Source organism: Mycobacterium gordonae, assembly GCF_001417955.2.
Taxonomy (GTDB): domain Bacteria; phylum Actinomycetota; class Actinomycetes; order Mycobacteriales; family Mycobacteriaceae; genus Mycobacterium; species Mycobacterium gordonae_B.
Genome location: NZ_LKTM01000344.1, coordinates 1 through 20790 on the forward strand (window position 1 = coordinate 1; position 20790 = coordinate 20790).

The window sequence follows — 20790 nt, forward strand, 5'->3', positions numbered from 1 at the left end:
CGGGGTGGTGGCGGGGGTGGCGGTGATGCGTTCGAAGGCGGTGTCGGCCATGACTTGTCCGCGGGAGCGGCCGTCGAAGGTGGTGTCGGCGGTGCGGCGTAGCGCGGCGTAGACACCGACGCCCTGGGCGACGGGCAGCAGGATGCTGACCCAGGTCATGGTGTCCGGAGCCGGGCGGATGGTGACGGTGCGGTCGGCGGGGGCTTTGGCGGCCCGGTCGACGACGGCGCGCGCGTTCAGGCGGTAGGCGATCTTTTTGGCCGCGGCGGTGATCCGTGTGTCACCCAGGCCCACCAGCGTGTCCATCTCGGCGCACAGTTCGCGGTCCAACGTGCGGCGGTCCTCGACGTCCAGGCAGGCCGATTCCCGCACGATCAGGGTGGCCCGCCATTCGCTGAGCGCGCCGTGTTCCAACGCGGCCAGGGTGTGGGGCATCTCGTGCACCAGGGCGGTGGCGAATCCCAGGTGCCGGCCCCCGCGGGCCGGGGAGTCGCGGCGGGCCAGGGCGACCTCGCTGGCCACTCCGCGGCCCCGCTTGCCCGCCGGCACTCCCGCGGCCGATTCCGCGGCACGCCGGGCGGCATCCAGGGCGGCCGCCGCCCGCGCCTGCCCCGCAGCCGCCGCGGATTTCACCTGCTCCAACTCGGTGATGCGCGCGACCAGTTCGGCTTCGGTGGCACCCGGGTCCACCTGCGACAACCGCATCAAATCGAACACATGTTCGATACTACCACCATCTACTGACTCATACTTTTTGGCAGGGTCGCGACTTGTAGAAACTGCGGCCTCGGCTGGAAGGTTGTGGATATGTCTCGATCGCGACGTACGAAGGTTCCGGCCGAGGAGAAGACCCGCCTGGTCCTGGCCGTGCTGGCCGGGGAGATGACCTGCGCGGAAGCAGCGCGCCGCTGCGGTGTCTCCACGGTGACGATGACCAAATGGAAGCACCAGTTCCTCGCCGCCGGCGCTGAGCGACTCGAGGAAGTGCCCAGCGGCCCGGCCGGCGCCCGAGGCACTCCCGAGCATCGGCGTTTGCAGCTGGAAAACGAACAACTCAAGCTCGCGCTGGCCGAAGCGACCGTGCAGTTGCGGATCTGGCAGCGCGGCGCCGCGCTGATCGATCAGGTCCCTTCCCAGACCTCGAAGCCCTAAGAGAGGCGGCGGGGCTGCCGGTTTCGAGGTTCTGCGTGCTGGCCGACATCCCCGAACGCACCTACCGGCGGCATCTGGCCCGGCTGCGCGGCGGCGACGTCGCCAAGGGCCCGTGGCCAGCACCGGTGGTCGATCGCATCGAAGCGCTGGCCGCGAAATACGCCGAAGCGTGGCCGGCATGGGGCTACCGCAAAATCGCCGCGCTGATGCGCGCTGACGGTCATCAGGTCACCAACTCCTCGGTGCAACGCGCACTGCGTCGCCGCGGACTGCTTCTGCCGCAAGGCTTTCGGGCTGATCGCAAATCGTGGGCGGTGCTGCGGCGCAACGTGTTCCGCGATCCACCCACCGAACGTAACCGGGTCTGGCAGACCGACTTCTCCGAATTCGAAACCACCAACGGCGGCATCCGGCGCATCTGCGCGGTCATCGACTACGCCACCAAATACTGCCTCGCGATCACCGTCACCCCCACCGGGCGCGGCGCGGACGCTCTGCGCTGCCTCCAACTCGCCGTCACCGAAGCCCAACGCCAGCTCGACCTCGATGATCTGCGCACCGACCGCGGCCTGATGGACATCTTCGATGCAGACGACACCATCATCGGACAAGCCCCCGCCCCGATTGCCGTGGTCTCCGACAACGGACCCTGCTTCCGCGGAAAAACCTTCCAAACCGCCTTCACCGGCGATGACCCGCTCATGCGACACGTCCGGACCCGCATCAAATCACCGCAGACCAACGGTGTTATCGAACGCTTCTTCGGCACCCTCAAATACGAGCACCTGTTCCGCGGCTACATCGGCGACGGCGACGCCCTCGACATGGAAGCCCACCGCTTCCGCATCATCTACAACACCATCCGACCCCACCAAGCCCTGGCCGACCGCACCCCCATACAGGCCTACCTTGCAGAAAGATCCCCCAGAAACCTGCCAAGTTCTTGACCCAAGACATCCAATTCGACCCGCCCGCAGACGCCTTACACGGACGGTTTGTCCGGGGGCGCCGGGGCGAACACCTCGATCTCCCCGTCCACCTCGCGAACCAGGAATTTCGGCAAAGGGCTTGGCGCAACCGGGTTTTGGTGTGTCAACACCTCGCCGGCCGGCGAAAACGACGCCGAGTGGCACGGGCAGCGCAGCCGGTCGTCGGGCGCATCGAACCACAGCCGGCAGCCCTGGTGGGTGCACACACCCGATACCGCCTCGGGCTTGCCGTCCACCCGTCGAACGAATCCGTTGACCACGCCGAGGTCGAAGGGCCGCATCATCCGATCGGGCACCTCGGAGCTGGCCGCGACCGGCACCCAGCGCCCGGCGTTGGGCGTGAGTTCCCCACCACCCGGCGGCGTTGCCGGACCACGGTCGCCGATGACGAGCCGGTCTACGGAGACTGCGGCCACCGCCGCGGCAGCGGCGGCCGACGTCCCGACCACCACCTGCCTGCGCGTAGCCCCGGCCTTAAACGGTTGAGGCGCAACCGATTCGGATTGCTGCTCGGCGAGGCGACTGTGCAGCTCCGCAAGGAACTCCGGCCTCGGTGAGTCTCCCCCGGGTTGCGCGGCCCGGAGCTCGATCGCGGTGCGGATCTGTGCGGCCTCGAAGTCGTCGGGCTGGAACGGCCGCGGACGGCGGCCGCCGAGCAAGTCGTCGAGGTATCGGCGCAGAGCACGGACGTTCATCACTCGCTCCCCTCGTTCATCTGTGCGGCGAGCCGCAGCGCACGATGTTGGAGCACCTTGGCATTGGCGACGCTCACCCCGAGCAGGGCCGCGGACTCCTTGATCGAATTGCCTCCCAGAAATCTCAGCTGCAGAATTCGACGATAATTCTCCGGCAGTTGGTCCAGTACGCGGGCGACGCGCTGCGGTGCGTTGTTGACCGCTTCCTCACTTTGAGGTGGCTGCTCGATGTCGTCGATCGAGGTGATTTCGCGGCCCAGGGTCTCGCGCCAGTGCGCAGCCAGCACGGTTCGCGCGGTGGCCCGCAGATAGGCCCGCACCTCGGCCACACTGGCGGTCAACCGCAGCGGCCGCAAGGCTGCCAGGAAGACTTCCGTGGTCAGGTCTTCGGCATCCGCCCGATTGCCTACCCGTGCGAACAGCGTGCGATATACCCAGGTGGCGTTGTCCTGATAGACGGCCTCCCAGTTGGGATAACCGTCATCGGGCACCGCACGCAACGGCCTTGGTTGGTCGCTAACCGTTTCCTGACTCCTGTGTCGCGCCGATCCCTTCACGAATAGTGAATACGGGATCGGGTTACACCGGCAAGCGATGCGGCAAGCCACCCTCCTTGCAGCCCCGCGCCTCAGTTACTAGGATATGCAAGTAAACCTCTTACCTACTTCCTCGGGACAACCATGACCTCGCAGATTCCCCACTTCATCGACGGGCAGCGCACCGCCGGCTCCTCCACCCGCACCGCCGACGTTCTCAATCCGAGTACCGGAGAAGTCCAGTCCACCGTCCCGATGGCCAACCAGGCCGACATCGACGCCGCGGTGGCCTCTGCCGTCGAGGCCCAACAAGGCTGGGCGGCATGGAATCCGCAGCGCCGTGCCCGGGTCCTGATGAAATTCGTCGAATTGGTCAACAAGAACATCGACGAGCTGGCCGAACTGCTCTCCCTCGAACACGGCAAGACACTGCCGGACGCCAGAGGCGACATTCAGCGCGGCATCGAGGTGATCGAGTTCTGCATCGGCATCCCGCACCTGCTCAAGGGTGACTACACCGAGGGCGCCGGTCCCGGCATCGACGTCTACTCGCTGCGCCAGCCACTGGGCGTGGTCGCCGGCATCACCCCGTTCAACTTCCCGGCGATGATTCCGCTGTGGAAGGCCGGTCCGGCTCTGGCGTGTGGAAATGCGTTCGTGCTCAAGCCAAGTGAACGCGACCCCTCGGTTCCGGTCCGACTGGCCGAACTGTTCCTGGATGCGGGCCTCCCGCCCGGGGTTTTCCAGGTGGTGCACGGCGACAAGGAAGCTGTCGACGCGATCCTGCAGCACCCGGACATCCAGGCGGTGGGTTTCGTCGGCAGTTCCGACATCGCGCAGTACATCTACAGCCACTCAGCGGCCACCGGAAAGCGTTCGCAATGCTTCGGTGGCGCCAAGAATCACATGATCGTGATGCCCGACGCCGATCTCGACCAGGCCGTCGACGCGCTGATCGGCGCCGGCTACGGCAGCGCCGGTGAGCGCTGCATGGCCATCAGCGTCGCCGTGCCGGTCGGCGAGCAGACCGCAGACCGGCTGCGCGCCAGGCTGATTGAGCGCATCAACGGCCTGCGCGTCGGACACAGCCTGGACCCCAAGGCCGACTACGGCCCGTTGGTCACCGAGGCCGCACTGACCCGGGTGCGCGACTACATCGGCCAGGGCGTGGAGGCCGGCGCCGAACTGGTCATCGACGGACGCGAACGCGCCAGCGACGACCTGACTTTCGGTGACGCCAATCTCGAGGGCGGCTACTTCATCGGGCCCACCCTCTTCGACCACGTCACCCCGGAGATGTCGATCTACACCGACGAGATCTTCGGGCCGGTGTTGTGCATCGTGCGTGCCCACGACTACGAAGAGGCGCTCCGGTTGCCGTCCGAGCACGAGTACGGCAACGGCGTGGCGGTCTTCACCCGCGACGGCGACACCGCGCGCGACTTCGTCTCGCGGGTGCAGGTGGGCATGGTCGGCGTCAACGTCCCGATTCCGGTTCCGGTGGCTTACCACACCTTCGGAGGCTGGAAGCGGTCCGGCTTCGGCGACCTCAACCAGCACGGTCCGGCGTCGATCCAGTTCTACACCAAGGTCAAGACCGTCACCTCCCGCTGGCCGTCCGGCATCAAGGACGGTGCCGAATTCGTCATCCCCACAATGGATTGACGGGCAGAAGATGTTTACCCTCAACGATGAAGAACGGGTGATCACCGAGACGGCGGCAGCCTTCGCCGACAAGCGGATGGCCCCCCACGCCCTGGAATGGGACGCCACCAAGCACTTCCCCACCGACGTGCTGCGCGAGGCCGCCGAACTCGGGATGGCGGCGATCTACTGCCGCGACGACGTCGGCGGCAGCGGACTGCGCCGCCTGGACGGCGTGCGCATCTTCGAACAGCTGGCCATCGCCGACCCGGTGACCGCGGCGTTCCTGTCCATCCACAACATGTGCGCCTGGATGATCGACAGCTTCGGCACCGACGAACAGCGCAAGGCGTGGGTGCCGCGGCTGGCGACGATGGACGTCATCGCCAGCTACTGCCTGACCGAGCCCGGCGCCGGCTCCGACGCGAGCGCGTTGAGCACGCGTGCGGTCAAGCAGGGTTCGGATTATGTGCTGGACGGCGTGAAGCAGTTCATCTCCGGTGCCGGGGCGTCCGACGTCTACGTGGTGATGGCCAGAACGGGCAATGAGGGACCGCGCGGCATCTCCGCCTTTGTCGTCGAAAAAGACACTGCGGGACTGAGTTTCGGTGCGCTCGAGGAGAAGATGGGTTGGCACGCCCAACCCACCGCCCAAGTGATTTTGGACGGCGTGCGGGTCCCGGCCGACGCCATGCTCGGCGGTGCCGACGGTGAGGGCACCGGTTTCGGGATCGCGATGAACGGCCTCAACGGCGGACGGCTCAACATCGCCGCCTGCTCGTTGGGCGGAGCGCAGTCCGCGTTCGACAAGGCGGGCGCCTACGTCCGTGACCGGCAGGCGTTCGGTTCCGCGCTGCTCGACGAGCCCACCATCCGGTTCACCCTGGCCGACATGGCCACCGGACTGGAGACGTCGCGAATGATGTTGTGGCGGGCTGCATCCGCTCTGGATGACAACGCCGTCGACAAGGTCGAGCTGTGTGCGATGGCCAAGCGGTACGTCACCGACACCTGCTTCGAGGTGGCCGATAAGGCGCTACAGCTGCACGGCGGTTACGGCTATCTGCGCGAGTATGGTCTGGAAAAGATCGTCCGCGACCTGCGGGTGCATCGGATCCTGGAAGGGACCAACGAAATCATGCGGGTGGTCGTCGGCCGCGCCGAGGCCGCGCGCATTCGGGCCAGCGCCTAGAAGGGCACCATGACAACACGTCTCGCGATCGCGTTCCTGGGACTCGGCAACATGGGCGCGCCCATGGCAGCCAATCTCCTTGGCGCAGGCCACCTGGTGCGCGGCTACGATCCGGTACCCGCAGCCGCGAGCGCCGCAGCCGACAAGGGTGTGACGTTGTTCGGGACCGCCGCCGAAGCCGTGGCCGACGCGGACGCCGTGATCACCATGTTGCCCAGCGGCGAGGTGGTCAAACGCTGTTACGCCGAGGTGCTGCCCGCCGCGCGCCCCGGTGCGTTGTTCATCGACAGCTCCACCATCTCGGTCAGCGATGCCCGCGACGCGCACGAGCTGGCGGGCTCGCAGGGTATGCAGCAGCTCGACGCGCCTGTGTCCGGCGGCGTCAAGGGAGCGACGGCCGGGACGTTGGCCTTCATGGTGGGCGGCGAATCCGACGCCCTGGAACGCGCGCGCCCGGTGCTGGAACCCATGGCGGGCAAGGTGATTCACTGTGGCGCTGCTGGCGCCGGTCAGGCCGCCAAGGTCTGCAACAACATGGTGCTGGCGGTTCAGCAGATCGCGATCGGCGAGGCGTTCGTGCTGGCCGAGAAGCTCGGCCTGTCTGCGCAGTCGCTGTTCGACGTGATCACCGGGGCAACCGGTAACTGCTGGGCGGTGCACACCAATTGTCCTGTGCCTGGGCCTGTTCCGACATCACCGGCCAACAACGACTTCAAGCCGGGTTTCGCGACCGCGCTGATGAACAAGGACCTGGGCCTGGCGATGGATGCCGTCGCCTCGACCGGTTCGGCCGCTCCCCTGGGCACCCACGCGGCGGAGATCTACGCCAGATTCGCGGCGAAGCACGCCGATAAGGACTTCAGCGCCGTCATTGAAATGCTGCGCAACGGCTAGAAGTCACCGGCGTTGCGCCGCAACGTCTCTATGGACGACACCAACGCCTCCGACTGGGCGGCATCGATCCCGATATCGGCGAACACCTGCTCGTTGAGGGTCACGGTGGCGTCCTCGACCGTGGAGCGTCCCAGTTCGGTGATCTGCACCAGCGTGGTCCGCCCGTCGGTGGGATGAGGTACCCGCTTTACCAGCCCGTCGGACTCCAACCGCCGGATAGCATGCGTGACGCTGGTGACGTGTACCTGCAGTCGGTCCGACGCTTTGGCGATCGGCAGGCCACCCGTGCGGCTGAACGCCAGCAATCGCAGCAACTCATACCGGGAAAAACTCAGATCGTAAGGCCGCAGCGCGGTCTCGACGCGGGCCAAGAGGATCTGGTGCGCGCGCATCACCGACGTCACCGCGACCATGCCCTGCGAGACATCGCCCCAGCCGGCGAGTTCCCAGTTGGTTCTCGCCACGGCGATGGGATCGCGCTTCGCAGAGTCAGCCACGTCCCTTTCTTACCGCACCGGGCGAGTTACATCGAACGCTCCAGCAGAACCTGACCACTGTCGGCGGCAACCACCTGCACGGCGGCGATCTGCTCCATCGGCGTCGAGATACTGCCGGCCGGGGTTGCGCTGTGCCCGGGTTCGGCCACCCAGGTCGCCAGCCGAGTGTGGCTGCCGTCGCGGCCCACCACCACCATGGCCAGGGTGTCGTGCGGGGCGTCCGGTGGCGCCAGGCAGAAGCACTTCAGGTTGATGAAGGTGCCCCAGTGCTCGCTGGACACCGAGATCGTCGACGTCAGCAGCTTGGTGCCAACCTGCTCCATCGGCTGTGCCGAGGTGATTGGTTGCGAGTTCGTCGCGAAGTAGCCGTTGACCCCGACCAGCACGCCGATGCCCAGCACCACTGCCGCGGCGGCCGAAGCCAGCCAGGTCAGCCGAGTGCGGCGCCGCCGCCAGCGCACCGTTTCCAGCAGTGACGGCAACATCTCCGGCGTCGAAGGCGCCGATCCGGCCTCGTTGATCGCGACCACGTCGTCGCGGCTCAGCTGCGACAGCAGCGCCGGAATGCCGCTGAGTTCGGCAACGGCCTGGCGGCAAGACGCACAATCCGCCAGATGCGTTTCGAATTCCCGCCGCTCGGCACCCGACAGCGACCCCAGTACGTAGGCGGCATCCCACGTCGCGTAGCGGTGCGTGTCGCCGGGCTGGTCGTGTCGCACAGACCCCGTCATCGCGTGACTCCCAGTTCCTGCAGAGTGAGCCGCAACGCGCGCACCGCGTAGTGCAGGCGCGACTTCACTGTTCCCTCTGCGATATTCAGATCGTTGGCAATTTGAGCAGTGGTCCAGCCACGGTAGTACGACCGCTCGATCACCGCCCGGTGTTCGACGGACAGCTGGGCCATCGCCTCGGCGATCAGCAGCCGATCCAGCGCCGCGTTGACCTCGTCGGGCGTGGACTGTTCCGGCGCGCCCTCCTCGTCCGTCGACCCGACGACGTTGCGATACCGGGCGCTGCGCCGATCGTCGATGATCATGTTGCGGGCGACGGTGAACAGCCAGGCCCGCGCCGAACGTTCGGTGTCGCCGATGACCTCCGGATGCTGCCAAGCCCGCAACAACGTCTCCTGGACGACATCCTCGGACTGGCCGGCGTCGCCGGTCAACCGCAACGCATACCGCCACAGGACGGCGGCATGCTCCTCATAGAGCGCTTTCATCAGAGCGGCTTCAGCAGCCCCGGTGTTGGCCACACGAGCCACCTGATCACCTCCCGTTACTCATACGAGTCATCGGGGAGTTTGGTTCAAAGCGTGAGGATGCGCGGACCGTCTTCAGTGACGGCCACGGTGTGTTCCCAGTGGGCGGCGCGCGAGCCGTCAACGGTGGTCACGGTCCACTGATCGTCGAGGACGACGGTCTTTCCGGTTCCCAGCGTCAGCATCGGCTCGATGGCCAGCACCGACCCAACCGCGAGGGTGGGACCCCGCCCCGGCGAGCCTTCGTTGGGCAGGAAGGGGTCCATATGCATCTGCCGGCCGATGCCGTGGCCGCCGTAACCCTCGACGATCCCGAAGGCGCGGTCGTAGCGGGCCGCAGCGGCGTGCGTACCGGTCTCAATGGCATGCGCGACGTCGGTGAGCCGGTTCCCGACGACCATCGCCGCGATTCCGGCTTCCAGAGAGTCTCTGGTCGCTTGCGACAGCGCCGCGTCGGCGGGGATCAGGTTGCCCACCCCGAACGTGACGGCCGCGTCACCGTGCCAGCCGTCCAGCACCGCGCCGCAGTCGATGGACACCAGATCGCCGGGCACCAGAACCTCGGCGGCGGAAGGGATTCCGTGTACGACGCGGTCGTTGACCGACGAGCAGATCGACGCCGGATAGCCGTGGTAGCCGAGGAAGGACGGGATGGCGCCCGCCTCGCGAATCACCGACTCGGCGATCTCGTCGAGACTCAGGGTGGACACGCCGGCCACCGCCGCAGATTGAACCGCTTTCAGGGCGGCGGCAACGACCGCGCCGGCCGCCGCCATCGCATCGAGCTCACCGGCAGTGCGCTGAGGTACCACTTTGCGGCCCCGCAGCCGTGCCAGGGCGCCCATGATTACTGGCCCAGAACCTGCAACGCGCGAGCGAACACCTCATCCAAGGTACCGACCGCGTCGACGGTCTTCAGCTCGTCGCTGTAGTAGTCCAACAGCGGCGCGGTCTCTTCGCGGTAGACCTTCATCCGGTTACGGATGACCTCTTCGGTGTCGTCGGCACGACCGCGGCCCGTCAGCCGGGTCAGCAGCTCGTCCTCGGAGACCCGGAACTCAACGACGGCATCGATGTCGGTGCCGCGCCGTTCCAGCATCTCGTGCAGCGCCTTGGCCTGTTCCACCGACCGCGGATAGCCGTCGAGGATGAAGCCGTTGGCGGCGTCCGGGTCATTGAGCCGGTCGTCGACGAGTTCGTTGGTCAGCGAGGACGGCACCAGGTCACCGGCGTCCAGGTAGCGCTTGGCCTCCACGCCCAGCTTGGTGCCCTCCTGGATATTGCTGCGGAACAGTTCGCCAGTGGAGATGTGCGGAATCCCCAGCTTTTCGGCCAGCTTCTCGGCTTGCGTCCCCTTGCCCGCCCCAGGCGGTCCCAGCAATACCACTCTCACTTGAGGAACCCTTCATAGTTGCGCTGCATGAGCTGACTCTCGATCTGTTTGACCGTATCCAACCCGACGCCGATCATGATCAGAACCGCGGTACCCCCGAAGGGTAGATTCTGTATCCCGCCGCTGTTGCCGATCTGGAGGAACAGGTTGGGCAGCACGGAGATGACACCGAGGTAGATCGAGCCGGGGAGAGTGATCCGGCTCAGCACAAAGCGCAGATAATCAGCGGTCGGGCGCCCGGGCCGAATGCCGGGAATAAAGCCGCCGAATTTCTTCATTTCGTCGGCACGCTCATCCGGATTGAACGTGATCGACACGTAGAAGTACGTGAAGAAGATGATCAACCCGAAATAGATGCTGATATACACCGGGCTACTGGGGTCGGAAAGGTAGCTTCCGACGAATTTGTCCCACCAGCTGTGGCCACCACCGCCGCTGCCGCTACGAACCAGCTGAGTGATCAGATTTGGAATGTAGATCAGCGAGGACGCGAAAATGACCGGGATAACGCCGGCCTGGTTGACCTTCAGCGGCAGGTATGTCGACGTTCCGCCGTACATCCGCCGGCCCACCATGCGCTTGGCGTACTGGACGGGGATCCGGCGCTGGCCTTGCTCGACGAACACGACGCCGACGATGATGACCAGGGCGGCCGCACATACGGCCGCGAAGATCATCCCGCCCCGGCTCTGCAGGATCTGATTGCCCTCGGCGGGAATGCGGGCGGCGATGCCGACGAAGATCAACAACGACATGCCGTTGCCGATGCCGCGCTCGGTGATCAGCTCGCCCATCCACATCACCAGGGCGGCGCCGGCCGTCATCACCATCACGATGACGATCTCGGAGAAGATGGTCTGGTTGGCCAGAATGTCCAGCGAGCAGCCCTGGAGCAGACCGCCGTTGGCAGCCAGCGCCACGATGCTGGTGGCCTGCAGGACGGCCAGCGCGATCGCCAGGTAACGCGTGTACTGCGTCATCTTGGCCTGACCGGCCTGGCCCTCCTTCCTGAGCTCTTCGAACCGCGGGATGACCACGGTGAGCAGCTGCACGATGATGCTCGCGGTGATGTAGGGCATCACCCCCACCGCGAACACCGTGAGCTTCAGCAACGCGCCGCCGGAGAACAGATTGATCAGGGAATAGATCTGACCGGCCTGGCCGCCGCTGGCTTCCTTGATGCACTGCTGCACGTTGGGGAAGTTGACGCCGGGTGAGGGCAGCGCGGCGCCGACGCGGTACAGGACGACGATGCTCAGCGTGAAGAGGATCTTCCGTCTCAGGTCGGCTGTCCGCAGCGATGAGATGAAAGCCGAAAGCACTCTTCCTCCTGCGCAGCCGAACTCTGGTGGCGGCATGCCAACCGGGACTGGCCGGCTGGTTCCAATGTCTAATAGTTCCCGAGGTCATCTCGCGTCACGCGCCCAACACCGGCAGGCCAGGACATACGGCCAGCCAAGATCCAAGCGCGTCAAACCGTGTACGAGACTAACAGCTGGTGCGCACTGGTCCGTCCAGGGTGGCCTCCGCTGACAGCAGACGGTCAACTTTCCGGCGTACAGTCCCAGAAGCTCGTTATATTTGCTAAGTATCAGATCGCACGTTTTCGGGAGCAGCTAGATGACCCAAATAAGCAGCGCACGGTATGAGGGCGACACCTGGGACCTGGCGTCCAGCGTGGGCCTGACGGCCACGATGGTCGCGGCGGCGCGTGCCGTGGCGGCACGCGACACCGATGGAGCGGGCGCGGTGGCCACCGATTCCTTCGCCGAGCCGCTGGTCCGCGCGGTTGGCGTCGACTTCTTCTCCCGGCTGGCCAGCGGCGAGCTGGACCTGGCCGAACTGGACGAGGAGACGGCGACCGGCACGGTGCACTTCGCCAACGCGATGGCCATCCGGACCCGCTTCTTCGACGACTTCTTCGGCGCCGCGACCGAGGCCGGCATCCGGCAGGCCGTCATCCTGGCCGCGGGCCTGGACTCCCGCGCCTACCGGTTGCCCTGGCCGTCGGGCACCACCGTGTTCGAAGTGGACCAGCCTCAGGTGATCGAGTTCAAGACCGCGACGCTGTCCGGTTTGGGCGCTCAGCCGACCGCGGACCGGCGCACCGTGGCCGTCGACCTGCGTGAGGACTGGCCCGCCGCACTTCGGGAGGCCGGCTTCGACCCCACGCAACGCACCGCCTGGATCGCCGAAGGCTTGCTGGGCTACCTGCCGGCCGACGCCCAGGACCGGCTGCTGGATCAGATCGGCGCGCTCAGTGTCCCGGGGAGCCGGTTCGCAACCGAGGGCCTGCTGGACATCAACGAGATCAACCAAGAGGAACTGCGCACCCGGATGAAGCGGCAGAACGAGCGGTGGAGCCGCCACGGTCTGGACTTCGACATGGCCGCGCTGGTGTATTTCGACGATCGCACCGACGCGGGGACCTACCTGGCCGCTCACGGCTGGCAGACCACCAGTAGGCGCAACTCTGAGTTGTTCGCTCAGCACGGGCTGGAGCCGGCCTCCGGTGACGATGCGCCGTTCGGCGAGGTGGTCTACCTGAGTGCGGAGCGGCGGTAACCATGGCAAGCACTGAGCGGTCCGCCGGAGACAGCTGGGACCTGGCCTCGAGCGTCGGGGCTACCGCAACCATGGTCGCCGCCGCGCGGGCGGTGGCCTCCGCGCAGGACAACCCGATCATCGACGACCCGTTCGCGGCACCGTTGGTGCGGGCCGTCGGGCTGGATTTCTTCACCCGCCTGGTCAACGGCGACCTGCCGCTAGAGCAGGCGCTGCCCGACGCGGCCGACGGACGTGACCTGCAATTCGAGACGGACTCGATTGCGGTGCGCACCCGCTTCTTCGACGACTTCTTCCTCGGCGCGGCCCGCGAGGGGGTACGGCAGGCCGTGATCCTGGCAGCCGGACTCGACGCCCGGGGTTACCGGTTGTCCTGGCCGCGCGGCACCGTGGTGTACGAGGTCGACCAGCCCCAGGTCATCGCGTTCAAGAACTCAGCGATGGCGGCGCTGGGCGCGACTCCGTCCGCACACCGCAAGGCGGTCAGCATCGACCTTCGCGATGACTGGCCGGAAGCGTTGCGCCGCAGTGGATTCGACCCCTCTCAGGCGACCGCTTGGAGCGCCGAGGGCCTGCTGATGTACCTTCCGCCCGACGCGCAGGACCTGCTCTTCGACAACATCACCGCGCTCAGCGGACCCGGCAGCAGGATCGCCACCGAATACCATCCCGACTCGGGTGTACCGGTGAGCCAGCGCGCCCAGCAGTTCAACCAGCGCTGGGCGAACCTGGGTTGCGACATCAATCTGTCGACCCTGTTCTACGAAGGAGAGCGCAACAACGTGGTCGACTACCTGACCGCTGCGGGCTGGACGGTGAGCACCCGGCCACGACGGGAGTTCTACGCCGACTACGGCCGCGTCTTCCCCGACGACCCCGACTCGGCCACCATGCGCAACATCGTCACCGTCACCGCGAAACGCTGAAGCCGTAGAGGTCGTAGTTGTGCGGCAGTGGCTTACCGGGGTTGAGCCGATCGCCTGACAGGGTGGTGGCTCCGGCGTCGATCAGGTGAGCCAGGACCGCTTGACCGAGGAAGATCGACAGGTCCGCCCCTGGGCACACCTGAGGCCCGTGGCTGAAGAAGTTGTATGACCAGTCGCTGCCCGCGTCTCCGCTGACCCACTCGCCCGGCGAGAACCGGTCCGCGTACGGGATTCGCTGCCGGTTGCGGTGGTTGAAGACGTTGTAGATCAGCACCTGGCGTCCCTCCGGCAGCACGGCGCCATTGGGGAATTCGACGTCGCGGGTGGTGACCCGGCCGAACAGCTGGGTGGTGGGCCACAGCCGCATGGCTTCGAATAGGCACCCGGCCAGGTACTCCAGCTTGGCGATTCCCGCGGCGGAGCTTATGTCCGCATCGGCCATCTCCGCCTTGACTTCGTTGAGCTGCTCGTCGTGGCTGGACAGCACCCCGAGTGTGCGAAATGTGTTGGCCGCCAGCGTGTCTCCCATTGCGAACATCCAGTGCACCAACTGGCCGGCGGGGTTGGAGCCCGGGTCGGGCGCCTGCGGCACCAGTGCGGCCAGACTGCCTTCCGCAGGGCTGGCGAGATAGCTCTCCAGCCGGGCGATGAACTCGCCGTACTGCGGCGCCGGCTCGTCGGGCATCTTGTTGCCGGCCGACATCATCTCGCCGAGCAGCTCGGTGAGGCCCTCGTCGTCTGCGGCGGGATCACCGAACAGCACCCGCCGCGTCATCCGCTGAAAGGCCTTGTTGGCGGCCGGCCAGTCGATCTTGTCGCCGGACAGCGCCTCGGCGGTCTGGGCAGCGACGTCCGCGAACGGTTGGGCCAGCCGGTGTACGGGTTTGCCGGTATCCAGCACCGCCTCGGCGAACTTCCGCCGTTGCTCCCACGCCCGTCCCTGGGACAGGGTCAGGGCCTCGGGCTGAAATGCCTTCATGCCCTTGCGTTTCGCCTCCGGGTCCGACGCGAAAGGATCGGGAGAACCACCCAGCACGAACTTCAGGTCGTCGGGGTGGTGCACCAGCAGCGCCTCGTCCTTAGCGACGCGCACATAGAACGGCGCCGGACCGTAGCTGCGCACCATCCCGTCCACCAGTCGGTAACCCAGGTAGTCGGCTCCGACGGTGGAGGCCACCCGGCTGGGCAACTCCCGTTTGTTGAACAGGCCCAACACCACGTTGGGGACGGCGACCTGAGCCGTGAACCTGATGCCTTCCAGCGTGGAGGCGTGCTTGAAATCCTCAGCCACGGGTTAGGACCCCCAGGGGATGTAGGCACGCACGGTGTCGGCGAGTTGCACCACCCGGCGCTTCTTACCCTCGGCCGGCGCACCCAGCTTCGGCCACGGGGCGAACACCCGCTCCACATCGCCGATCACCGTCTCCAGCTCCGGGTAGTGGCGCAGCAGCACGTCTTTCATCGTCGTGTGATTCACCCAGTCGTAGCCGATCTGGGTGTAGACCTCGGGCCGGAAGTCCTTGGTGAAGAACCGGTCGCTCTTCAGCCGTCGGGACGCCATCAGGATGAAGATACGAAAAGCGGTGTCGGAGAAGCCGAACCCCTTGGGTGGCTGCTCGGCCTGCATTCCGATCTGCAGATCCACCGCGTCGACGTCGCCGTTGTAGACCTCGTTGATCTCCTTGGCCCACTGCTTGTTGGGCGTGATGTCGTCGATGCTCTTGCGACGGGGCATCCGCAGGGCTTCGCGGAAGTCGTTGTAGCGGGGCACTCCGCGTTCCCGGTCCCGCACGATGTCCAGCGTGGCCAGGTCGGTGACCTGACCGTCCACCCGCGTCAACTGGCGCAGTGCGTTCGGGTAGTTGTGCAGGCACACCGCTCCAGCGCTGGCCAGACCGAACGAGTACCACATGTCGCCGAATTCCATCCGGTCCATGAAGTCACGAGTGAAACGCCCTTGCAACTCGGTGAATTCGCGCTTCTCCAGATGCTCACCCGATGCCAGCGAGAAGAAGTTCCAGTCGTCGGGGATCAGTGGGTGCATGCGGTAGACCGAGACGAATTCCTCGGTCAGGGAGAACGGCGCGGAGTGGTGATCGGTCGGCGAGCCGATGATGCCCGACAAAGCTTCGCTGTCTCCGACGCGGCCGATGCGGTCCCGGAACGTCTCACCGAGGGCGCCGTACCAGTTGGCGTTCATGCCGATCTGCAGTGCGGGGTGGCGCAAGACGCACGTCGTCCACTCGACGGTGTGGATCTTGGCGATCAGCGCCGAGACCACCAGGACGCCGAGTTCGAACAGTCGCTGGTCGTCGAAGCTCGGGTATGCCTTCTTCAGGGCGTCGCACACGGCGTTGTGTTCGCGGGCGAAAAGGGTGTGCAGGATGCCGACTCCGACCCACCAGTTCTCCCGCATGCCGGTCAGGTCGATACCGGGGATGTCACTCTTGGGCAGTCGGCCGTCGTCGCCGACCTTGATCTTGCCGTCGACAAAGGTTCGCACCTCGGCCTGGCGCTCCCTGCCGCTGCCGTAGATCTGCGACCCGTCCCACCAATGGGTTTCAACGTTGCTGAACACCGGCGCCGGACAGCCGTCCACGATTTCACCGCGCGGCGGGATGGTGCAGCGAATCCGCATCGGATCCTCGGGGAACTCGTCACCCTTGCGTAGCGGGATGTCGATTGTCTTGTCCGCCAGACCATCGCCGTGGAAGAACCAGTTGTGGTTTTCGAACTGCAGCCATGCCGCGGCCAGCGCGTTGATGATTCCGGCGGGCTTGAATTCGTCGCGCGCCATCAGCCGCCGGCTGATCAGCCGCGGGTCCGGGTCGAGCAACCGCTTTGTATCGGTGACGGTCTTCGCGAGCGGGACGTTGCGCCCGAAGCCGGTTCCCTTTGCCCCCATCCATGGTTCGGAGAGGTCGTTCCAGGTGCCGTCCGGGGTGCGCGCCCGCTTGACCTCCTCGGTGGCCTCCCCCAGATCGTCCTTGGGACGGATTCCGTCACCTTCAAAAAGGTTGTGGTCGCGTAGATCATTGCGCAGTCCAGCCAGCGCCTTGAGTTGCAGAACCAGCGAAGGATGCTCATACCATTGACGACTCACCTGGACCACCGTTCTGTAGATGTCGCCAAGGCCCAGTGGGAATGCGAGGAAAACGCAAGAGGCACACAGATATTCGCGCCAACTCGGCAGCTCTGCTCGACCGATGGCACATGACCCCCCGCAAGTGGGCTGTGACGGTAATACGGACGGCTCGATCTTAAGCGCGTGTGACGAGCGTGTAAATGAAGTTGCGTCCTACCCGGGGATCAGCCGGGATTGGCGGCGGGTGCCCGAACGACCATCGGCACGGCCGGGAAGGCCCATGCCATCTCCGAGCGCGACTTGCGCAGCGCCGCCGTGCCGTAGCCCTTCTTGCGGTGCTCGGGGTGGATCCAAATCCTGACGTTCACCTCACCGTTCAGCAGTTCGCCGAACACCATGCCGACCTTCTCACCGGAATCGACGGCAACGAACCACACGGCCTCTTCGTCGTGCAGACGCTTGAGCGCCTTGCTGATCTCGTCGTCGATGCTGCCGGCCGGAGCGCCGGATCCGTCGCCGGCAAACTTGATCTCGTCGGTGCGGGTGGTGAAAATGTCACGGTCCTCGGCAGCGGAGAAGGGCCGCAGCTCGAGAGTCTCCCCCGAACTTGCCGGCCGGTCGCCGAGGGCGAAGCTGAGTTGGTTGTTCAGGTCGTCGAGCTCCGCGAGGATCTTCGCGCGCGCGTCCTGGGTCAGCTGTTCGAAGGACATACTCATCACGGCTTCAGCAGCCAGATGCGAGGTACCCAGCAGCGCGACGATCGCCTCGACCGCCGCCGGCTTGTTCTTGGCCTCGACAATGGCATCAGCGACCTCGTGCCGGCGCTCCAACGCGGCAAGCAAAGCGTCTGCGATCTCTCGACGGGCTGCGGTCTGGTCGTGGTCAGTCATTGCACTAGCGTAGAACGACGGACGCGTGAACGCGCCATCAGTCAGGCCAATCGCGATCCGCTGAGCTCCAGGAAGCGCCGGTACCTGTCCTTCGTCGGCCGCACCCAGTCAGGACGCGGTTCGACGACCCGCTCAACCGCGGCCCAGCGGGCCGCGTCGGTGATCACCGATTCCAGTCCCACCGCCATCCGCGCGAGAAACGCAGCGCCCAGCGCCGCCCCCTCGGCGACCGCGGACACCTCGACGGGCCGACCGGTCGCGTCGGCAATGGCCTGCATCCACGGTTGGACGCGGGTCCCGCCGCCGCAGGCGATGATGCGACGCACCGGCGCGCCGCTCAACTCGAGGATCTGCCGGACCACGAAGCCCGACGCCTCGTAGGCGGCCCGCCGCACGGATGCGGCGTCCTGGGTGAGATCGACGCCGTGCAGGGCCGCGCGCCGATCGGGGTCGTGGAACGGCGTGCGTTCACCGCGGATGTAGGGCAACCACACCGGCACCCGCCGCGGGTCGGAATTGAGCGAATCAGCTTGCGCAACAACATGATCCATCCAACCGAGGAACAATCCGCCGGCATTGCTGGCCCCGCCGATCTGGCTCTTTCCCACCGCGGTGTGCGGAATCGTCCACAACCCGGGTACCTGGCGGGCTTCGGGAACGGTGATCCAGACAATCAGGGTGGTGCCGCACAGGACGAGGACGTCGCCGTCGTGATCGGCACCGGCGACGATCTGCTCGCACAGGGCGTCGATGGCGCCGGTCGCCAGCACCGCCGCTGTTCCCCGGACCTGTCCCACCGGTTTGCCGAACGTCTCGACGCGCGGCATCTGATCGACCGTGGCACCGCAGTCGGCGAGGGCCGCCGCATTCCAACCCGTCCCGTCGAAAAGTGGCAGCGAGGTGATCGCGGTGGCAAAGTCGATCACCGCTTCGCCCGCCAGCGAGTGATTTGCGACGGCGGGCGCCGGCCAGTACCCCGCGGCGCCAGGGGCCGCCGCGGCCGTCCAGCGCAGGAACTCGGCGGCCTCGCCCACGGCGGGCACGGGTTGCTCCGCGGCGTCGGGCACCCGGCCGCGGCTGTCGCCGTACAGCAACCCCGGGGTGAGGGGCCGGCCTTCGGCGTCGACAGCGGTCAGAGACGGCACCATCGACGACACGGCCACCGCTTTGGCGCCTGGCCGGTTCAGCCGGCGCAGCGCCGTGAGGGGTCCCTCCCGCCAGGCTTCTTCTGCGTTGTGCTCCAGCCGGTCGGGGGCCGGGACCAGCAGCTGATGCGGAATGCGCGCCCGCGCGTGCACCCGGCCGCTTTCGTCGACCGCCACCGCCTTCGCCGCCGTCGTGCCGACGTCGATGCCGATTGTGACGTCTTCGCGTGACACGGGCGCCACGGTACGCCAGCATTGGGTTTCGTGACATCTCGACCACGTGCCCTGGTGACGGCCCCGCTGCGCGGCCCGGGGTTCGCCAAGCTCGCGGAACTTGCCGACGTGGTCTACGACCCCTGGATAGAACAGACGCCGCTGCGCATCTACAACGCCGGACAACTGGCCGAGCGGATCACCGCCGAGTCCGCCGATATCGTTGTGGTGGAGAGTGATTCGGTGAAAGGGCCGGTGTTCGAGTTGGGGCTGCGGGCGATCGCGGCAACCCGGGGCGACCCCAACAACGTCGACGTCGCCGGTGCCACGGCGGCCGGCATCCCGGTGCTCAACACCCCGGCCCGCAATGCCGACGCGGTCGCGGAGATGACGGTCGCGCTGCTGCTCGCGGCCACCCGCCGGCTGGTCGCTGCCGACGCGGATGTGCGCAGCGGCAACATCTTTCGTGACGGCAGCATCCCCTATCAGCGGTTCCGCGGCTGGGAGATCGCCGGGCTCACGGCCGGGCTGGTGGGCCTGGGCGCTGTCGGCCGGGCGACCCAGTGGCGGCTGTCGGGGCTGGGCCTGCGGGTCATCGCGCACGATCCGTACTGCGACGACGCCCACCACACGCTGGAGCAGCTGCTGGCCGAGTCCGACGTCGTCTCCCTGCACGCACCGGTCACCGACGACACCGTCGGGATGATCGGAGCGCAACAGTTTGCGGCGATGCGCGACGGCGTCGTGTTCCTCAATTCCGCGCGGGCCCAGCTGCACGACACCGACGCCCTGGTCGGCGCGCTGCAGACCGGCAAGGTGGCGGCGGCGGGCCTGGACCACTTCGCCGGCGAATGGCTGCCCGCCGATCACCCGCTGACCACGATGCCCAACGTCGTGCTGACCCCGCACATCGGCGGCGCCACATGGAACACTGAGGCACGGCAGGCACAGCTGGTCGCCGACGATCTGGAAGCGCTGCTGTCCGGCGGGAGGCCCGCCCATATCGTCAACCCGGAGGTGCTGGGCTCATGAAATTCGTTGAGAACGCGGAAGACGCCGTGCTGGCGGCGGCCAAGGACATGCTGCGCCGCGGTCTGGTGGAGGGCACCGCAGGCAACATCTCGGCGCGACGCTCCGACGGCAACCTGGTGATCACGCCCTCATCGGTCGACTACGCAGACATGGCCCTCGATGACTTGGTCCTGGTGGACCCCGACGGCGGCGTGCTGCAGGCGAAGGACGGGCGCATGCCCTCGACCGAGATGCAGCTACACCTGGCCTGCTATCAGGCGTTCGACGACATCGGCAGCGTCATCCACAGCCACCCGGTGTGGGCCACCATGTTCGCCGTCGCTCATCAGCCGATCCCGGCCTGCATCGACGAGTTCGCGGTGTACTGCGGCGGCGACGTGCGCTGCGCCGAGTACGCCGCATCGGGTAGTCCCGACGTCGGCGCCAACGCGGTCAAGGCACTGGAAGGACGGGGCGCCGCCCTGATCGCCAACCACGGCCTGGTGGCCGTGGGCCCGCGTCCCGATAAGGTGATGCACATCACCGCACTGGTCGAGCGCACGGCGCAAATCGCCTGGGGCGCAAGGGCACTCGGTGGATATGTGCCGGTTCCCGAGGAAGTGAACCGCAACTTCGCCGGTGTGTACACCTACCTGCGCAGTCTCTGACGCCGTCATGCGCCCATTGTGAATTCTGCGACGCGAC

22 protein-coding genes are annotated in these 20790 nt (G+C 66.6%); 9 read left to right on the forward strand and 13 right to left on the reverse strand.

Annotated elements, in window-relative coordinates:
• The coding region (locus AO501_RS25130) for a DUF222 domain-containing protein (RefSeq protein ID WP_156452777.1) at positions 1-705 on the reverse strand (705 nt) is incomplete at its 3' end.
• 102 nt (positions 706-807) lie between these two features.
• On the opposite strand from AO501_RS25130, the gene AO501_RS25135 reads away from it, so the two are divergent.
• Together AO501_RS25135 and AO501_RS25140 are read left to right on the forward strand one after the other, a co-directional pair.
• The gene (locus tag AO501_RS25135) at positions 808-1152 is read left to right on the forward strand and encodes a transposase (protein ID WP_055580299.1); all 345 of its coding nucleotides are present in this window, start codon (positions 808-810) and stop codon (positions 1150-1152) included.
• Between the two features lie 35 nt (positions 1153-1187).
• The gene (locus tag AO501_RS25140) at positions 1188-2099 is read left to right on the forward strand and encodes an integrase core domain-containing protein (RefSeq protein ID WP_055580300.1); all 912 of its coding nucleotides are present in this window, start codon (positions 1188-1190) and stop codon (positions 2097-2099) included.
• Positions 2100-2134: 35 nt separating this feature from the next.
• Here the strand turns inward: AO501_RS25140 and AO501_RS25145 are convergent, their stop codons facing one another.
• Positions 2135-2836, reverse strand: a complete 702-nt coding sequence (locus AO501_RS25145; protein ID WP_055580301.1) for a Rieske (2Fe-2S) protein — start codon at positions 2834-2836, stop codon at positions 2135-2137.
• A complete protein-coding gene (locus AO501_RS25150) occupies positions 2836-3336 on the reverse strand; it encodes an RNA polymerase sigma factor (RefSeq protein ID WP_055580302.1) in 501 nt (166 codons plus the stop codon). Before AO501_RS25150 ends, AO501_RS25145 begins: the two co-directional genes overlap by 1 nt.
• Positions 3337-3516: 180 nt before the next feature.
• On the opposite strand from AO501_RS25150, the gene AO501_RS25155 reads away from it, so the two are divergent.
• The 3 genes from AO501_RS25155 to mmsB are packed head-to-tail and all read left to right on the forward strand — an operon-like array spanning position 3517 to position 7102.
• Complete coding sequence (locus AO501_RS25155) at positions 3517-5037, forward strand: CoA-acylating methylmalonate-semialdehyde dehydrogenase (RefSeq protein ID WP_055580303.1); 1521 nt, start codon at positions 3517-3519, stop codon at positions 5035-5037.
• A 10-nt stretch (positions 5038-5047) separates the two neighbouring features.
• Positions 5048-6208, forward strand: coding sequence for an isobutyryl-CoA dehydrogenase (locus AO501_RS25160; RefSeq protein WP_055580304.1), 1161 nt, complete (start codon positions 5048-5050; stop codon positions 6206-6208).
• Between the two features lie 9 nt (positions 6209-6217).
• Positions 6218-7102 (forward strand): 3-hydroxyisobutyrate dehydrogenase, encoded by an 885-nt coding sequence (gene mmsB / locus AO501_RS25165; RefSeq protein ID WP_055580305.1) that lies wholly within the window; start codon positions 6218-6220, stop codon positions 7100-7102.
• Here the strand turns inward: mmsB and AO501_RS25170 are convergent.
• The 6 genes from AO501_RS25170 to secY are packed head-to-tail and all read right to left on the reverse strand — an operon-like array spanning position 7099 to position 11572.
• Positions 7099-7599: a MarR family winged helix-turn-helix transcriptional regulator gene (locus tag AO501_RS25170; protein WP_055580306.1), complete on the reverse strand. Its 501-nt coding sequence runs from the start codon at positions 7597-7599 to the stop codon at positions 7099-7101. The two genes, mmsB and AO501_RS25170, sit on opposite strands and share 4 nt — an antisense overlap.
• A gap of 26 nt (positions 7600-7625) precedes the next feature.
• Positions 7626-8330, reverse strand: a complete 705-nt coding sequence (locus AO501_RS25175) for an anti-sigma factor family protein (protein WP_055580307.1) — start codon at positions 8328-8330, stop codon at positions 7626-7628.
• Positions 8327-8860 (reverse strand): sigma-70 family RNA polymerase sigma factor, encoded by a 534-nt coding sequence (locus tag AO501_RS25180; protein ID WP_082658834.1) that lies wholly within the window; start codon positions 8858-8860, stop codon positions 8327-8329. The genes AO501_RS25175 and AO501_RS25180 overlap by 4 nt, the downstream gene beginning before the upstream one ends.
• 44 nt (positions 8861-8904) lie before the next feature.
• Positions 8905-9702 carry a type I methionyl aminopeptidase gene (map, locus tag AO501_RS25185; RefSeq protein WP_055580308.1) on the reverse strand — a complete coding sequence of 266 codons (798 nt, stop codon included), beginning with the start codon at positions 9700-9702 and terminating at the stop codon, positions 8905-8907.
• Positions 9703-9704: 2 nt separating this feature from the next.
• Positions 9705-10250: an adenylate kinase gene (locus AO501_RS25190; RefSeq protein ID WP_055580309.1), complete on the reverse strand. Its 546-nt coding sequence runs from the start codon at positions 10248-10250 to the stop codon at positions 9705-9707.
• On the reverse strand, positions 10247-11572 hold the full coding sequence (gene secY, locus AO501_RS25195; RefSeq protein WP_055580310.1) for a preprotein translocase subunit SecY: 1326 nt from the start codon (positions 11570-11572) through the stop codon (positions 10247-10249). Before secY ends, AO501_RS25190 begins: the two co-directional genes overlap by 4 nt.
• 298 nt (positions 11573-11870) lie before the next feature.
• Between secY and AO501_RS25200 the strand changes: the two genes are divergently transcribed.
• Positions 11871-12815 (forward strand): class I SAM-dependent methyltransferase, encoded by a 945-nt coding sequence (locus AO501_RS25200; RefSeq protein ID WP_055580311.1) that lies wholly within the window; start codon positions 11871-11873, stop codon positions 12813-12815.
• Between the two features lie 2 nt (positions 12816-12817).
• Positions 12818-13741, forward strand: coding sequence for an SAM-dependent methyltransferase (locus AO501_RS25205; protein ID WP_055580312.1), 924 nt, complete (start codon positions 12818-12820; stop codon positions 13739-13741).
• On the opposite strand, the gene AO501_RS25210 is transcribed toward AO501_RS25205, so the two are convergent.
• From AO501_RS25210 to AO501_RS25225, 4 genes are all read right to left on the reverse strand, one after another.
• Complete coding sequence (locus tag AO501_RS25210) at positions 13725-15032, reverse strand: cytochrome P450 (protein WP_055580313.1); 1308 nt, start codon at positions 15030-15032, stop codon at positions 13725-13727. The two genes, AO501_RS25205 and AO501_RS25210, sit on opposite strands and share 17 nt — an antisense overlap.
• A gap of 3 nt (positions 15033-15035) precedes the next feature.
• On the reverse strand, positions 15036-16844 hold the full coding sequence (locus AO501_RS25215) for a peroxidase family protein (RefSeq protein WP_055580339.1): 1809 nt from the start codon (positions 16842-16844) through the stop codon (positions 15036-15038).
• Between the two features lie 206 nt (positions 16845-17050).
• Entirely contained in the window at positions 17051-17716 is a 666-nt protein-coding gene (locus AO501_RS25220) for a GNAT family N-acetyltransferase (RefSeq protein WP_055580314.1), read from the reverse strand.
• Between the two features lie 41 nt (positions 17717-17757).
• Positions 17758-19095 carry a xylulokinase gene (locus AO501_RS25225; RefSeq protein WP_055580340.1) on the reverse strand — a complete coding sequence of 446 codons (1338 nt, stop codon included), beginning with the start codon at positions 19093-19095 and terminating at the stop codon, positions 17758-17760.
• A 30-nt stretch (positions 19096-19125) separates the two neighbouring features.
• Between AO501_RS25225 and AO501_RS25230 the strand changes: the two genes are divergently transcribed.
• Together AO501_RS25230 and AO501_RS25235 are read left to right on the forward strand one after the other, a co-directional pair.
• Entirely contained in the window at positions 19126-20106 is a 981-nt protein-coding gene (locus tag AO501_RS25230; protein WP_055580341.1) for an NAD(P)-dependent oxidoreductase, read from the forward strand.
• A complete protein-coding gene (locus AO501_RS25235; protein ID WP_055580315.1) occupies positions 20103-20753 on the forward strand; it encodes an L-fuculose-phosphate aldolase in 651 nt (216 codons plus the stop codon). Before AO501_RS25230 ends, AO501_RS25235 begins: the two co-directional genes overlap by 4 nt.
• Positions 20754-20790 lie beyond the last annotated feature (37 nt).